The sequence below is a fragment of the Acinetobacter terrae genome, assembly GCF_013004375.1.
Lineage (GTDB): Bacteria > Pseudomonadota > Gammaproteobacteria > Pseudomonadales > Moraxellaceae > Acinetobacter > Acinetobacter terrae.
The window spans coordinates 32,982-47,229 of record NZ_JABERI010000002.1 but is presented as its reverse complement, the minus strand read 5'-3'; the positions used below and the strand labels follow the sequence as shown (position 1 = coordinate 47,229).

The following is a 14,248-nucleotide window of genomic DNA, read 5'->3' as shown; positions in this document are numbered from 1 at the left end:
ATGAAAAAAATACGCGGCTTTACTCTAATTGAGTTGATGATTGTAGTCATGATTGTTGCAATTTTTGCAGCAATTGCGTTTCCTTCATATCAGCAATATATGGAACGGCGGGATCTGGCGGTCGCACGGCAGGAAGCATTACGCATTACTGCTGAGCTGGAGCGGTTTAAAGCAAAAAACTTTAGTTACAAAGGTTTCGATGCCAGTTATCTTTATGCTTACGAAAGTACTGATGATGAGGGCAATCCGACAGCAGCTACTTATTACAATAAAACCACTGGTCAGTTATCTTTGCCATTAGATTCTGCAACATCAGCGTCTAAATATACTTTAACTTTGGTTGATGGTGGCACAGGACATAAACCTTTAACAATTGCTAAAAATAACGATGGAACTGAGACATCTGATTCTGCAGGTGTGAACGGTTTAAGCTGGGTGATATCGGTAGAGCGGGCTAAAGATGGGTCAGAACCGAAGCAGCCACGTAATTATGACCTGCTTTTAAATAATCAGGGAGTACGTTGTATGACCAAAGTAAAAAACGTTGTTACAGGTTATACGGACTGTGGTGGGTATAGTGAGGCTTGGTAATGTATAAAAATAAAGGATTTACTTTAATTGAGCTTATGATTGTCGTAGCTATCATTGCTATTCTTGCAGCGATTGCCTATCCATCCTATACACAATATAAGGTTCGTACTAATCGTGCCGATGTGCAAACAGAAATGATGGGAATTGCGCAGCGATTACAAAGTTATTATGTGATTAATCATAATTATACGAGTGCGAAGCTGGATAATGGTACGTTAACTAAAGATTACCCTGCTTCTGGTGCAGCTTATAGGATAACTTTAGCATCAGCAGGACAAATATGGACTTTAACTGCAGAACCTAGAGGCACTACTCAGGTAGGTAATGGTTCTTTGGTTCTCGACAGCCAAGGTCATAGATGTTGGATAAAAGGTTCAACTTGTATTCCTTCAGCCACCTCAAACTGGGACGGCCGCTAAAATAAATTCAAACTGTGGACAACTTTAAATTTGATCTTTCTTTCAAAGTAAATATGACGTAAAATATTGCCCTCTATGAAAGGGGTTTGAAATGCTGCCGATGGTCGGCACAGGGATAATCCGTAAAAACTATAAGGTTGTATCATGGTCGTAATTCGTCTAGCACGCGGTGGTGCTAAAAAACGTCCGTTCTATCAAGTTATTGTAACTGATAGCCGCAATGCGCGTGACGGTCGTTTCATCGAACGTATTGGTTTCTTTAACCCTACAGCTCAAGGTCAAGCAGAAAAACTTCGTTTAGATGCTGATCGTTTTGCTCATTGGGTTGCTCAAGGCGCTCAACCGTCTGAACGTGTTGCTTCTTTAGCTGCTCAAGCTAAGAAAGCTGCAGCTACTGCATAATTTATTGCGAATTAAGTAGTAGGTATAACCCATGACACCAACACAGAATGTTCCCGAAGATCGTATTCAGATTGGACAGTTACGTTCAGCATATGGATTAAATGGGTGGCTCTGGGTCTATTCCAATACAGACCCCATGAGCAACATCTTTGACTATCTTCCTTGGTACATTGAGACCAAAGAAGGTTGGCAAACAATAGATGTAAAACGCTGGAAACCGCATGGTAAAGGCTTGGTTGTTTCGTTGAAAGGTGTGAGCGATCGCACGGCAGCGGATAGCCTGGTTGGCACCAATGTGTGGATTTCAAAATCGCAACTTCCGAAAGCAGGAATGGACGAGTTTTACTGGACAGATTTGAAAGGCTTAACAGTGTTAGGTTTGGATGATGCTGAACAAGAAGTAAATCTCGGTAAAATCCATGAACTGTTTGAGACCGGTGCCAATGATGTGATGGTGGTTCACGCAACACCAGACAGCGTTGATGCTGAAGAGCGTATGATTCCATGGCATAAAGATGTGGTACAGCGAGTTGATCTTGAAGCTGGTCGTATCTACGTAAATTGGGGCGTAGATTATTAATCCTTTAAGGATGAACGCAGCAGGAAAATAGAGGAGTCTGCGATGTTTTTTGCAGTCATTACGCTTTTTCCTGAAATGTTTGAAGCGATTACAGCCTATGGTATTAGCGGGCGTGCAGCAAAGCGTGAAATAGTACAAGTCACTTGTATTAATCCACGTGATTTTGCAACGGGCAACTACAAACGAGTGGATGAACGTCCATTTGGTGGTGGTCCGGGTATGGTGATGATGGCTGAGCCTTTGTCTCAAGCAATCCAACATGCCAAAAATCTTGCAGCGCAAGCGGGATGTGTTCAAGCGCCTGTGGTGTATATGTCTCCACAAGGCAAAACCTTAAACGAAGCTGCGGTACAGCAATTTGTCGAATATGACGGGCTGATTGTATTGTGTGGACGTTATGAAGGGGTCGATGAACGTTTTATCCAGCACTATGTTGATCAGGAATGGTCGATTGGCGATTACGTTTTATCTGGCGGTGAACTGCCTGCGATGGTTTTATTGGACAGTATTATTCGGAGACTTCCGGGTGCCATGTCTGATGAGCAATCACACGTTCAAGATTCTTTTGTGGATGGTCTTTTAGACTGCCCACAATATACCAAGCCTGACCAGTTTGAAGGTTTGGATGTGCCTGAGGTGTTAAAGTCTGGGCATCATGCCAATATCGAAAAATGGCGGTTTTTGCAGCGTTATCAACGGACACTTGATCGCAGGCCTGAGCTTGTAGAAAAAGTTGAGTTGACCAAGCAGCAAAAGAAATGGCTAAAAGATTTGAATACTTAAAGTCGACTTTAAGTATTTTTAAATAGGCTCTTTATCGACCGAAGTGAAGACTTAGGTGATAAAGGGAAAGATAAACGGGTTGATATGCGCTTTAGCCTCTGTCCCCAGCGGTAACAGACCTCTTCTGTCCCGCATATTGGAGATTCCCACATGAGTGGTAAACATCCTTTAGTTCAAATTATTGAAAACGCTCAATTAAAAACTGATATCCCTGCTTTTGCACCTGGTGATACTGTAGTTGTTCAAGTAAAAGTAAAAGAAGGCGACCGTGAACGTCTTCAGGCTTTTGAAGGCGTTGTAATCGCAATCAAAAACCGTGGTTTGAACTCTGCGTTCACAGTACGTAAAATTTCTAGCGGTGTTGGTGTTGAACGTGTTTTCCAAACACATTCTCCAGTTGTTGCTGGTATCCAAGTGAAACGTCGTGGTGACGTTCGTCGTGCTAAACTTTACTACCTACGCGAATTGTCTGGTAAAGCTGCACGTATTCGTGAAAAATTACCAGCTCGTAAAGTTAAAGCTTAATTTTAAGTTTTCTCTCGAGTTAAAAAATGCGCCTTTTGGCGCATTTTTTTATGTCTGATTTTTTTTTAGCTTTATAAACCTTGCAATTTTAAACGGTTGGCATGTTGTCGGTAAATTGCCACAGGGTCTTGGGCGAATATGCCTTGAATGCCAAAGAAATGGTTAATTTCATCAAAGTGATTATGTTTATAATCTTGACGAATCACTTGGCCATAACGACCACTACACAGTGAGACAAGACCATCATGATCTTTGCTTTTTAATAAAGTTGTACCTAGCGCGACAATTGAGGTATCAATCACATCTAAAGGATTGGTGATTTGTTGATTGCCCATCCATGAATAATGATAAATACCATCAGCAGTCTGTTTTTGCCCCTGACTATTACAATCTTTGGGAATGGCTGCTGAACCATATTTCACATTAAATGCAATAATACCTGTGGTGCTTAGAGATTGCATCGAGCCTTCATAATCAACGCTAAGTTTTGGATTCGACTGGATCAGCGCGATACTTTTACCGAGCAAACCAAAAATTACTTCTGCAATGGGATCGAGAAATTTACTTTCTACCATCACATCGGCCAGTTTGGTGCCTTTCATGGCTCCTGCGACCGCCGTCATGGAGGCAACTTTCTCGGGTGCAACACCTTCAATATATTGAATGGTCGGACCGCCGTGGCTATGACCAATCAAATTCACTTTTTCCTTGCCGGTGAGGGCCATGACTTCATCAACTTGTTGTAACAGCTGTTCGCCACGAACTTCCGTCGATTCCACTGCAGACATTTCCGCTGCAAAAACCGTCGCGCCATTACGTGCCAAGTCTGGCAAAATTTGATACCAATAATCTAAGCCCAACATTTGTGTACCAATACGCGAGAAGCCTAAGCCGAAACCATGTGCCATCACTAACGGGTATTGGGTAGTTGCATAATTCGATACAGCTTTTGCCTGATATTGGGTTAAGCCGGCAGCTTGCGCAGGTAAATGCACGAATGCAACACTGCTCAGTGCAGCGAGGACGATGTGTTTAAGTTGCATTGAATATCCTTGATTATTTTTTTAACACTTTTATTTTTTAGACAATTCATATTGTCAATATGAGGTAAATTAACAATTTTTAGTTTATAAATAAAGCAATACAGGATGAGTGGTGAGTTTTGAAATCATCACGATTGAAGATCAACAGATAGAGATTTTAGATGGTTGCTGAGATAAAAAAGAGCGATTCTTCGCTCTTTTTAGCAAGATGAAACTTATAAGCCTTGTAGTTTTAAACGGTTGGCATGCTGACGATAGACATCGACTGGATCTGGTGCAAACAACGCTTTCAGACCGAGTACCTGATTCACTTCATCTAAATGGTTCCAGTTATAGTCATCACGGATGGTCTTGCCAAATTTGGCGCTGCAACGGGATACCAGGCCATCATTTTCTTTACCGCCATTAATCAATAAACTGGTGACCTTTAAAGCACCGTCAGGATCCAGTAAATTGGTCACTGTACCTACACCGGTAAAGGAATAGTTAAAAACTCCTTTTTCTTTCAGCATGCCTTCTCCACAAGTCGTAGTTGGCATACCAAGTGGATATTGGCTGTTAAATTTTGCAGAACCGGCAAGGGTTAAGCTTTTTCCACCTGCAAACGAATCATGCGGGAAGCTTTTTGGGTCTAGCCCTTGTGCCCAAGTAATGGCTTTAGAAACAAAATTGATTGCGCCTACGAGAGGGCCTTCAATCGCTGTACCTTCAGCAGATAAGATTAAATCTGCCACAGGAGAGCCTTTGTTTGGTGCGCCGACAGCAGTCAATGAGGCGACTTTGTCTGGTATTACATTGCCAACGTAGCGAATCGTTGGCCCACCATGTGAATGTCCAATAAGATTTACTTTGTCAGCACCGGTAATGGCACGAATTTCCAGTACTTGTTCTAATAATTGTTCACCACGAATCTCGGATGAGTTGAACGGTGATACACGCGTTGCCCAAACATTGGCGCCGTTACGAGCCAAGTCCGGCAGAATTTGATACCAGTAATCAAGACCAAACTGGTCTGTACCCACGGTAATGAAACCTGCCATCCCATGACTAAAAACAATCGGGTATTTGGTTTTTGCATAGCTTGATGTTGCTTTTCCCGTGACTTGGGTGGCATTACCTGCTTGTACTTGGCTAAAAGCACTGAGCGACATTAAGCCGGCAATTAATAATCCATATTTCATAGAAATTCCTCATTTTTTATTTATTAATGCTTTTGTTTTTAGACAATTTCCATTGTCATCATGATTATTCAATAGGGAAGAATGAAATAACGAGAAGTTCTCGATCAATGTGGATTATTGATGTAACAAATGATTGGAATGTTAATATTCATAAGAGAATGTATCTCTTATGAATATAATTGTTATAAACCTTGTAATTTTAAACGGTTGGCATGTTGACGGTAAACTGAAACAGGATCAGGCGCCAAGAATGCAGTTAAGCCAAAGAACTGGTTAATTGCATCCAGATGGTTCCAGTTATAGTTGTCACGAATGGTTTTGCCATATTTGGCACTACAACGAGAAACCAATCCATCATTATCCCCTTTAGGATCGGTCAGCTTTGCGGTAACACCCAATAACATATCTGGATCGAGTGGGTTGGTGACAGTGCCTGTACCGGAGAATGAATAAAAAGAAATACCTTTTTCAGTGGCAGAACCTTCGCCACAGGTTGTCTTTGGCATACCCAGTGGATAGCGTTTTTGGAAGTCGGTTGAACCGGCCACACTTAAACTTTTACCCGCACCCAATGAGTCATGTGGGAAGGAATTTGGATCGAGCCCTTGTGCCCACACCAGCATTTTAGAAGCAAAGTTTACGACACTAACTAGAGGACCTTCTAAGGTCGTACCTTCAGCGGCAATAATATAATCCGCAACTTTGGAACCTTTGAGCGGGCTAGAAATGGCAGTAGATGAAGCGACTTGATACGGTGCAACGTTTGAAACATAGGCAATACTGTGACCGCCGTGACTATGACCCAATAAATTGACTTTTTTCGCGCCAGTAAGCGCTAAAATCTCATCCACTTGCTGCAATAGTTGCTCACCACGAACTTCAGAGCTATTAAAGGGTGTGACACGCGTTGCCCAAACATTTGCGCCGTTACGTGCCAAATCGGGCAATATTTGATACCAATAATCGACGCCAAGTTCATCTGTCCCTGCGCGAATCCATCCGCCCATACCATGTGCAAATACCAGTGGATATTTGGTTTTTGCATAGCTTGATGTCGCTTTATCCGTGATTTGTGACGCTTGACCTGCTGAAGCCATTTGAGGCAATGCAATTGCCGCGCTCGATAATATTGCGCACACGAGTGCCTTAGAGTTCCATTTCATTGTATTTATCTCACTTTTTTTGTTTTTTTAAACCGCTATGAAGCATTTTTTAGCTCTTTATTCATAGCGGTTGCATAAATCAGATGATCAATCTAGTCACCTGATGGGGCTACATTGCGATTACTCGCCATATGGTAATTTTCCTCCCTGATCATGCACTGATTCAAAAGTTCCTACCCGAAGTTGTTCTTCTGGTTTATTGAAGTGCTGCGTCCGTAATTGTTGAACGGCTTTTTGTTTGGCATCATCACTCATACCACTTTTCATAATGTTGTCGCGTTCTTTCAGATAGCCATCGACCTTGTTTTTCCAGTCACGGCGTTGTCCATCTAAGCTTTCTAAACGCTGTGTGGCTTCAGGACCGACCAAATTCATCCGCATCTGATGAATTTCCTCTGCAGAACCACCACGTGCTTTAATGTCTGCGGTAAGTTTGCGTAAGTCTTCGAGTTTGTTGAGCTGCTCTAAATTTTCTTTCCAGTCTTCGGGTAATTGATTGAACAAATCTTTTAGTTTTTGTGCTTTCTGCGCTTCGCTTAAGCTCTTGTCATCCATCACCATCATGCGACTTAAGGTGTATTCATGGTAAGTATCTTCGGTACCAAATAAACCTTCAATTTCGTAATCTGAAAAAAGCTGTTTGCGCAGATTTTTCATATTGGCAAAGATGCTTTGATAATATTTGGGATCTTCTTTATTTATATTCGGCGCTTGTAGATCACCGAGTTTTTCACGGTAATCGATATAGCGATTCCATAAATCTAAAATTTGTGCGATGGCAGGTGCTTTATAGCTTTGCTGGATATAAGCCTTAAAATCATTTTTAATCTGCTTGATATCTTTTTCCCCATACTGGGTAATGAAATATTCAAAACAGTTGCGTGTTTGCTCATTCACAATTAAACGGTTGGCGTTATCGAGGCGCAACTGACAGTTCACTTCAGTGTCCTGTTGGCTTTTACTCATAAAAGCCCCGCCGTGAACTACGTTTTCGGGCATGTTTTCAGTTAAGCTATTCCCTTGAGGATCAAAAGTTTGTGCTGAACGTGTTTTTTCTGCACTCGATTGCGAGGGCGCTAACCAAAATAATAGTGCGCCGATACCCACAATAATAAGAGCCAGAATAATCCATAACTTATATTTCTGCATTTCCTATGCAACCTTGTTGTTTTGTTTTTATAAGTCTAAAAATAGAACTTAAATTTGCCATTAAAGACGTAAATGCAACGTAGAAAAGTTGTAAAGAATGGTGAGCGGTTGTTACCATGTCATCCGTTTCAACTTGCCTGATCTTTCGCTATGAAAAAGACTTCACCTAAAATTCAACGCCGGCATATTAGCGGTGTGTTTTTACTTAATAAGCCTTTGGGTATTAGTTCTAATGGCGCTTTACAGCGAGTGCGTGGCTTATATCGAGCACAAAAAGGCGGTCATACCGGTGCTTTAGACCCTTTGGCTTCCGGATTGTTGCCGATTTGTTTAGGTGAAGCGACTAAATTTTCTCACTATTTGTTAGATTCGATCAAGCGTTACCAGACCACCATCCATTTAGGTCATAGCACAACGACGGGTGATGTCGAAGGTGAGCTGTTGTTAGAACAAGCTGTTCCTGCGCTGACTGAAGAAAAGATCCAACAGGTTTTGACAAGCTTTACAGGGGATATTCAGCAAGTTCCGCCGATGTATTCCGCTTTGAAGAAAGAAGGGCGTCCGTTATATGAGCTGGCGCGTCAAGGCATTGAAATTGAACGTGAAGCACGCCCCATCACTATTGAGGCAATTGAGTTATTGTCCTTTACTGAAAATAGCCTGACTTTAGATATTACCTGTTCTAAAGGCACTTATATTCGGGTATTGGGTGAAGATATTGCCAAAGCCCTAGGTACTTTTGGACATCTGACGTATCTGCACCGCATTAAAACGGGTCAGTTTGACCTGATTCCCGAATATACGATTGAGTATCTGGAAAGCTTGACTGAGCAGGAGCGTGAAGCTTTGTTGCTGCCTGCTTATGCGCCAGTCGATCATTTTCCAAAAGTGCAGGTGCCGGAAGGGCGTGCGGAATACTTTAGCCGCGGTATGGAAAGTAATATTGAACATGAGGCGGAAGCACAGGTTCTGGTTTTTGATGGTGAAAAATGTCTGGGCTTGGCAGAGATTACTGACCGTAAGCGTCTGGTACCGAAACGTGTACTGAATCTCGAATAGACTTTGAAGACCATTTATGGAAATTGAAATTTTAATCAGCCTGTTGGTCTTTGCTTTTTGTGCGGGGGCGATTGATGCGGCTGTGGGTGGCGGTGGTCTGATCCAGATTCCTGCCATTATGAATGCGATGCCACAACTCAGTCCTGCGACTGTGTTTGGTACCAATAAGTTGTCTTCGATTTGTGGTACGGCATCGGCAGCGTGGAGCTTTGTCCGCAAAGTCAAACTGCGCTGGAAATTGCTGGCGGTGATTGCCAGCTGTGCTTTTATCAGCTCGTTTGCAGGTGCTGCCTGTGTCGCGATGATTCCAAAGGAAGTCCTCAGACCCTTTGTCCTGATCATGCTGATTGTGATCGCAATTTATACCTTTAGCAAAAAACAGTTTGGTCAGGTGCATATTCGTCAGGAACTGACACCAAAAATCCTGATGCTGGCTGCAGTCGGCAGTTTGCTGATTGGTTTTTATGACGGTATTTTTGGTCCCGGGACCGGCAGCTTCTTTATTTTCTTCTTTATTCGTTATTTAAAAGCCGATTTTATTCATGCCTCGGCATTGTCTAAAGTCGCGAATTTGACCACCAACCTGGCGGCTTTAAGCTTCTTTGCACCCACCGGACATGTGCTGTTCCAGATCGGTTTGATGATGGCTGTAGCCAATGTACTCGGTTCATTGGTCGGTGTACGTGCCGCCTTAAAATATGGCAGCGGTTTTATCCGGATTCTGTTTCTAATTTTGGTGAGCCTATTGATTTGCCGTTTAGCTTATCAAACTTTTTTCCCGTAAATTCTGCTCAATATTAAACTTTATTATACAAATTGCTTCATCTCGTCACCCACATGCCGGGCATTCGCTTTTAAGATCATCAAACAGAATATCTTCACAATATCCATAAACAGTCCTTTCAACATATCGGGTCTCTAAAGAATAGCAGGGTGATGTAGATGAATATTTTCGAAGCTTTACGTGCAAGTCATGAAATACAACGAGAACTGTCTGAAAAATTAATCCAGACCTCAGGAAATACCGAAGAGCGTCACGAGCTGTTTGAGTTGCTAAAAAATGAATTATTTGCCCATGCCGTGGGCGAAGACCGTTATTTTTATATTCCTTTGATGATGACCGATTCAGGCTTAAACATTACCCGCCATGCATTGTCTGAACATCATGAAATCGATGAGTTACTTGAGCAATTAACCGAAACGGATATGAGTAATCATGGTTGGCTGGCGATTGCAAAAAAACTTTCTGAAAAGGTACATCATCATTTGCATGAAGAAGAACATGGTTTTTTTCAGCAAGCCGGTAAAATTTTGGAAGATGAACAAAAGGAAAGTTTAGCCAAGCAATATTTGGCTGAATACAACAAGTATAAAAAGTTAAATAAAGACAGTTTGACTTAAATCTCCCTAAAAAATCCTAAACAAAAAAGATGGTTTGAAGCCATCTTTTTTATGTTGATCTATTAGATAATTTGCATAAATCAAAAAATGTTCAATATTTGATTATTTAAAATTAGCACTGCCTCAATTTATTGATTCAATTTTCATATCTTTGCGTAGGCATTATCTCTACTTTTGAAAGGCCAAAAGTAGACAAAAACCTTTGGTTCCCCATACACGACATCCTTGTCGTGATGGGAAACGTGTGGCATCCATGCCACACTCATGACTCCAATACTTCCTAGAATTTATTTTTTAATTTTGGTCTTACAAACTGCTTGTCTTGATCAAAAAACGAATTACGAAAGAAGTCTATTGATTATTCAGGTTGCGGTTTTTTATTTTTACTCGCTCTGAATGTGACACCCACCGAAGCAATCATGATGCAAAGCAAGGCAATACTTTGTAGAAGGGTGATTTGCTCTTTCAATAATAACCAACCTGCCAAAGCACCCAGTGCAGGGGATAAACTGGAAAGTGTACCGTAACTGAGTTTGCTTAATCGCTTTAGTGCCATCAGGTCTAAAGCATAGGGAATCGCGGTTGCAAGCAGGGCGATGACCAAGGCTTGTCCCCAATATTGAGTTTGAATCAGTGCCGTAGGATTATGCACTGCACTGATCGGCAACATCACCAAGGCGGACAGCACAATCGCAATACTCAGCGCATGCATGCCAATATTTTGACGAACCACACGTTGCCCAAAATAAATATAAATCGCCCAGCAGATTCCCGCACCCAAAGCAAAAGCAGCCCCTAGATAAGAGAAGTTATCGGCTGATGCATCTTGCCATGGCACCATCAAGGCAACCCCTAAAATAGCCAGACACACCCAGAGATAATCAGTTTTTTGTTTGATCGAAAGCAGCGCCAGTGTCAATGGTCCCAAGAATTCTAAACCGACGGCAATCCCTTGGGGTAATTTGCCCAAGGATGCATAAAACAACACATTCATTAAGCAGACTGAGCCACTATAAAACAGCAAGTCTTTCCATTTCAAATACGGTAAACGTTTGATGATTTTCCAGGAACGGAACATCAGCACAATTAAAATGGACGCAAAGCTCAGTCTTAATGTGACCACAGTGAGTGGATCAAGCACTTCAAACAGTTGTTTGGCAAATGAGGCACTGATCTGATACGCAACCATGGATAAAACCATGAACAGGACAGCAGTAAGTTGAGAGTTAGGCATGCTACACGCAGGATCACCGAGGCAGGTGAATCCACTGGGAAAGATGACGCCAGTATAGCAATACTGTTTAATTTTTGAGGAATTGAAAGATCTTAAACTGTTTAAATTTAAAGATTTGAATTTAAAAAATCAGCGTGTAAATTCAGCCTCATTGATTTAAATTTAAATGATGTATTTTCTATTTTTCTTTATCCCTGTTCTTGGCTTGTTGCGTGGTATAGGTGCAACCAATGGAGGCTGCAATAATGGTCGCAAGTGCTAGCCATTGATTCCATAACAACTGTTCGCCTAGAAATATAAACCCTGATAATGCTGCAATTGCCGGTTCCACGCTCATCAGTGTGCCGAAACTCAGCGCAGTCAAATTACGCAGTGCAATCATTTCCAAAGTAAAAGGCAGGGCACTGGCAAGCACAGCCAAGGTAATAAAATAAACCAAGTTTGAAGGTTCAAAAACGTTAGCTGACATTCCTGAAAATAGGGCGATTGGCATCAAACACAGCATGCCGATAAACATGCCCAAGCATACGGTATGATTACCTGAGATACCCGAAGGTTTTTGTCCGGCTACAATATACAGCGCCCAGCAAGCGCCTGCACCCAATGCAAAAGCAATCCCGATTAAATCCAGATTTTGTGAAACCTGATCAAACGGAAACAATAAAATCAGGCCAAGTATGGCCAGTCCAACCCAGACAAAATCGAATTTTTGCCGTGCGTAATACAGCGCTACGCTGAGTGGACCAATGAATTCAAAAGAAACGGCAATGCCGAGGGGAAGGCGATTAATCGACAGGTAAAACATGGCATTCATACCGGCTAAAGCGATACCGTAGCTGATAATGGCTTTCCATTTCACCTGTCTAAAATCAATCTGCCAAATTTTAAAAATAAGCGCCAAAATAATAGAGCCAAGTAGCAGACGCATGGCTGCAACGGTCAGTATCGGAAACTGATCGAACAGGATTTTGGCAAGCGAACCACTGCTCTGAACGCTGATCATTGCAATCAGCAATAACAGCAGTGCCTGAACATGTGGCGTATTTTTAAAATTCAACATTCACTAAATTTTTTTTCGATTTCTCGAATAGCGGGAGATCAGCAATAAAAGCTGTAAAAAATAAAAAACCACAGCACGAATGCTGTGGTTTTTTTAAAATCTTAAATTAGAACAATACGCGAACTCGGATCGTACCTTCAACGTCTTGAAGTGTATCCAGCGCTTCTTTAGAAGCAGTTGCGTCAACGTCCATCACCAAGTAACCCACATCACCTTTAGTCATCAATGATTGACCAGAGATGTTGATGCCGTGTTCAGCAAACAGGTTGTTGATTTTAGAAAGAACGCCAGGAATGTTTTTGTGAATGTGAAGTAAACGGTGTTTACCTTCAGTTAACGGCAATGCGATTTCCGGGAAGTTCACAGCAGATAAAGTCATACCTTTATCTGAGTAAGCAACAAATTTCTCTGCAACTTCTAAACCGATGTTTGCTTGTGCTTCCATAGTCGAACCACCAACGTGAGGAGTCAAAATCACATTGTCCAAGCCACGAAGTGGAGAAACAAATTCTTCACCGTTTGCTTTAGGTTCTTTAGGGAATACGTCAATTGCAGCGCCGGCAATGTGACCCGATTTAATCGCATCAGCAAGATCTTCAATCAGCACACATGTACCACGTGCAGCATTGATGAAGATCGAACCTTCTTTCATTTGTGCAAATTGATCTTTGCCAAAGAAGTTGCGAGTTGACGGAACGTCTGGAACGTGTAGAGATACAACGTCAGCGTTTGCAAGTAACTCGGCAAGAGAACCCACTTGACGTGCATTACCCATAGGAAGTTTGGTTACTGCATCATAATAGATAACGTGCATACCCATGCTTTCAGCAAGAACTGAAAGTTGAGAACCGATTGAGCCGTAACCCACGATACCTAAAGTTTTACCGCGAGTTTCGAATGAACCAACTGCAGATTTGTTCCAGCCACCACGGTGAGTAGAAGCAGATTTCGCAGGAACACCACGAAGTAAAAGAATTGCTTCAGCAAGTACAAGTTCAGCAACTGAACGGGTATTTGAATACGGTGCGTTAAATACTGGAATACCACGAACCATCGCAGCATCAAGATTTACCTGATTGGTACCGATACAAAAACAGCCAACAGCGATAAGCTTGTTGGCTGCTTCAAATACTTCTTCAGTGAGTTGAGTACGTGAACGAATACCGATGAAGTGAGCATCTTTAACCGCTTCTTTCAACGCTTCACCCTCAAGCGCAGTTTTACGGTAATCGATGTTGGTGTATCCAGCAGCATTTAATGTGTCGACTGCGTTTTGGTGAACGCCTTCTAACAACAAGAAACGAATTTTATCTTTAGGTAGAGAAAGATGTTGGCTCATTACGGCTCCGCTACAAAGGCCAAATTTAGTCGCGATATGATAACATACGAGAAGGGTCTATATACATTTCCTTTATGACGGAGAGCATAGGTATTTTTGCCATACATACGCCGTTCACTGCAGATTTTGGTCTAACTAAAGCTGTAATATTTAAGGTGAGATTGTCAAAATGCTTATTTCCGCAGGGTTTCATTGGAAAATGCCTTATAATGCTGCGCAGTGAAAACCGCCACAGCCATGCTGTTGCTTTTATGGTCACGCCAGTCTAAGACACCATTACATTGTTAATCTTTTTACAAATGAATGATCTATAGACCAT

At 41.9% G+C, this 14,248-nt stretch carries 16 protein-coding genes and 1 pseudogene; 10 read left to right on the top strand and 7 right to left on the bottom strand.

Annotated features, from left to right (window positions below; genetic code table 11):
* The 7 genes and pseudogenes from HLH14_RS16240 to rplS form a co-directional block, all read left to right on the top strand.
* Positions 1 to 100: pseudogene (locus HLH14_RS16240) on the top strand (type IV pilin protein); the annotation flags it as partial.
* A complete protein-coding gene (locus HLH14_RS02035; protein WP_235940455.1) occupies positions 100 to 591 on the top strand; it encodes a pili assembly chaperone in 492 nt (163 codons plus the stop codon). The pseudogene HLH14_RS16240 and the gene HLH14_RS02035, both read left to right, overlap by 1 nt.
* Positions 591 to 1,010: a type IV pilin protein gene (locus HLH14_RS02030; protein ID WP_171532546.1), complete on the top strand. Its 420-nt coding sequence runs from the start codon at positions 591 to 593 to the stop codon at positions 1,008 to 1,010. Before HLH14_RS02035 ends, HLH14_RS02030 begins: the two co-directional genes overlap by 1 nt.
* Positions 1,011 to 1,154: 144 nt before the next feature.
* Positions 1,155 to 1,412 (top strand): 30S ribosomal protein S16, encoded by a 258-nt coding sequence (gene rpsP / locus HLH14_RS02025; protein ID WP_067726777.1) that lies wholly within the window; start codon positions 1,155 to 1,157, stop codon positions 1,410 to 1,412.
* A 31-nt stretch (positions 1,413 to 1,443) separates the two neighbouring features.
* Positions 1,444 to 1,992 carry a ribosome maturation factor RimM gene (rimM, locus tag HLH14_RS02020; RefSeq protein WP_171532545.1) on the top strand — a complete coding sequence of 183 codons (549 nt, stop codon included), beginning with the start codon at positions 1,444 to 1,446 and terminating at the stop codon, positions 1,990 to 1,992.
* 42 nt (positions 1,993 to 2,034) lie between these two features.
* On the top strand, positions 2,035 to 2,775 hold the full coding sequence (gene trmD, locus HLH14_RS02015) for a tRNA (guanosine(37)-N1)-methyltransferase TrmD (RefSeq protein ID WP_171532544.1): 741 nt from the start codon (positions 2,035 to 2,037) through the stop codon (positions 2,773 to 2,775).
* A 150-nt stretch (positions 2,776 to 2,925) separates the two neighbouring features.
* Positions 2,926 to 3,300, top strand: a complete 375-nt coding sequence (gene rplS, locus HLH14_RS02010) for a 50S ribosomal protein L19 (RefSeq protein ID WP_067726772.1) — start codon at positions 2,926 to 2,928, stop codon at positions 3,298 to 3,300.
* A gap of 71 nt (positions 3,301 to 3,371) precedes the next feature.
* Here the strand turns inward: rplS and HLH14_RS02005 are convergent, their stop codons facing one another.
* The 4 genes from HLH14_RS02005 to HLH14_RS01990 form a co-directional block, all read right to left on the bottom strand.
* Positions 3,372 to 4,343, bottom strand: a complete 972-nt coding sequence (locus HLH14_RS02005; protein WP_171532543.1) for an esterase/lipase family protein — start codon at positions 4,341 to 4,343, stop codon at positions 3,372 to 3,374.
* A 215-nt stretch (positions 4,344 to 4,558) separates the two neighbouring features.
* Positions 4,559 to 5,524 carry a lipase family alpha/beta hydrolase gene (locus HLH14_RS02000; RefSeq protein ID WP_171532542.1) on the bottom strand — a complete coding sequence of 322 codons (966 nt, stop codon included), beginning with the start codon at positions 5,522 to 5,524 and terminating at the stop codon, positions 4,559 to 4,561.
* 182 nt (positions 5,525 to 5,706) lie between these two features.
* Positions 5,707 to 6,687 (bottom strand): lipase family alpha/beta hydrolase, encoded by a 981-nt coding sequence (locus HLH14_RS01995; RefSeq protein ID WP_171532541.1) that lies wholly within the window; start codon positions 6,685 to 6,687, stop codon positions 5,707 to 5,709.
* Between the two features lie 120 nt (positions 6,688 to 6,807).
* Positions 6,808 to 7,836 carry a lipase secretion chaperone gene (locus HLH14_RS01990; RefSeq protein WP_171532540.1) on the bottom strand — a complete coding sequence of 343 codons (1,029 nt, stop codon included), beginning with the start codon at positions 7,834 to 7,836 and terminating at the stop codon, positions 6,808 to 6,810.
* Between the two features lie 150 nt (positions 7,837 to 7,986).
* Here HLH14_RS01990 and truB point away from each other — a divergent pair, with 150 nt between their 5' ends.
* From truB to HLH14_RS01975, 3 genes are all read left to right on the top strand, one after another.
* Entirely contained in the window at positions 7,987 to 8,895 is a 909-nt protein-coding gene (gene truB / locus HLH14_RS01985; protein ID WP_171532539.1) for a tRNA pseudouridine(55) synthase TruB, read from the top strand.
* Positions 8,896 to 8,911: 16 nt separating this feature from the next.
* Positions 8,912 to 9,679, top strand: a complete 768-nt coding sequence (locus tag HLH14_RS01980) for a sulfite exporter TauE/SafE family protein (RefSeq protein ID WP_171528341.1) — start codon at positions 8,912 to 8,914, stop codon at positions 9,677 to 9,679.
* A gap of 158 nt (positions 9,680 to 9,837) precedes the next feature.
* Positions 9,838 to 10,296: a hemerythrin domain-containing protein gene (locus tag HLH14_RS01975; RefSeq protein ID WP_171532538.1), complete on the top strand. Its 459-nt coding sequence runs from the start codon at positions 9,838 to 9,840 to the stop codon at positions 10,294 to 10,296.
* A 358-nt stretch (positions 10,297 to 10,654) separates the two neighbouring features.
* Here HLH14_RS01975 and HLH14_RS01970 read toward each other — a convergent pair whose 3' ends face one another.
* From HLH14_RS01970 to serA, 3 genes are all read right to left on the bottom strand, one after another.
* The gene (locus HLH14_RS01970) at positions 10,655 to 11,530 is read right to left on the bottom strand and encodes an EamA family transporter (protein ID WP_171532537.1); all 876 of its coding nucleotides are present in this window, start codon (positions 11,528 to 11,530) and stop codon (positions 10,655 to 10,657) included.
* A 178-nt stretch (positions 11,531 to 11,708) separates the two neighbouring features.
* Positions 11,709 to 12,590, bottom strand: coding sequence for an EamA family transporter (locus HLH14_RS01965; RefSeq protein WP_171532536.1), 882 nt, complete (start codon positions 12,588 to 12,590; stop codon positions 11,709 to 11,711).
* A 106-nt stretch (positions 12,591 to 12,696) separates the two neighbouring features.
* Positions 12,697 to 13,929, bottom strand: coding sequence for a phosphoglycerate dehydrogenase (gene serA / locus HLH14_RS01960; RefSeq protein WP_067726753.1), 1,233 nt, complete (start codon positions 13,927 to 13,929; stop codon positions 12,697 to 12,699).
* Positions 13,930 to 14,248 lie beyond the last annotated feature (319 nt).

Excerpts from the sequence above, each read along its gene's own strand:
- HLH14_RS02035 (WP_235940455.1), top strand. The coding sequence starts at position 100 with ATGGAACGGCGGGATCTGGCGGTCGCACGGCAGGAAGCATTACGCATT.
- HLH14_RS02030 (WP_171532546.1), top strand. The coding sequence starts at position 591 with ATGTATAAAAATAAAGGATTTACTTTAATTGAGCTTATGATTGTCGTA.
- rpsP (WP_067726777.1), top strand. The coding sequence starts at position 1,155 with ATGGTCGTAATTCGTCTAGCACGCGGTGGTGCTAAAAAACGTCCGTTC.
- rimM (WP_171532545.1), top strand. The coding sequence starts at position 1,444 with ATGACACCAACACAGAATGTTCCCGAAGATCGTATTCAGATTGGACAG.
- trmD (WP_171532544.1), top strand. The coding sequence starts at position 2,035 with ATGTTTTTTGCAGTCATTACGCTTTTTCCTGAAATGTTTGAAGCGATT.
- rplS (WP_067726772.1), top strand. The coding sequence starts at position 2,926 with ATGAGTGGTAAACATCCTTTAGTTCAAATTATTGAAAACGCTCAATTA.
- HLH14_RS02005 (WP_171532543.1), bottom strand. The coding sequence starts at position 4,343 with ATGCAACTTAAACACATCGTCCTCGCTGCACTGAGCAGTGTTGCATTC.
- HLH14_RS02000 (WP_171532542.1), bottom strand. The coding sequence starts at position 5,524 with ATGAAATATGGATTATTAATTGCCGGCTTAATGTCGCTCAGTGCTTTT.
- HLH14_RS01995 (WP_171532541.1), bottom strand. The coding sequence starts at position 6,687 with ATGAAATGGAACTCTAAGGCACTCGTGTGCGCAATATTATCGAGCGCG.
- HLH14_RS01990 (WP_171532540.1), bottom strand. The coding sequence starts at position 7,836 with ATGCAGAAATATAAGTTATGGATTATTCTGGCTCTTATTATTGTGGGT.
- truB (WP_171532539.1), top strand. The coding sequence starts at position 7,987 with ATGAAAAAGACTTCACCTAAAATTCAACGCCGGCATATTAGCGGTGTG.
- HLH14_RS01980 (WP_171528341.1), top strand. The coding sequence starts at position 8,912 with ATGGAAATTGAAATTTTAATCAGCCTGTTGGTCTTTGCTTTTTGTGCG.
- HLH14_RS01975 (WP_171532538.1), top strand. The coding sequence starts at position 9,838 with ATGAATATTTTCGAAGCTTTACGTGCAAGTCATGAAATACAACGAGAA.
- HLH14_RS01970 (WP_171532537.1), bottom strand. The coding sequence starts at position 11,530 with ATGCCTAACTCTCAACTTACTGCTGTCCTGTTCATGGTTTTATCCATG.
- HLH14_RS01965 (WP_171532536.1), bottom strand. The coding sequence starts at position 12,590 with ATGTTGAATTTTAAAAATACGCCACATGTTCAGGCACTGCTGTTATTG.
- serA (WP_067726753.1), bottom strand. The coding sequence starts at position 13,929 with ATGAGCCAACATCTTTCTCTACCTAAAGATAAAATTCGTTTCTTGTTG.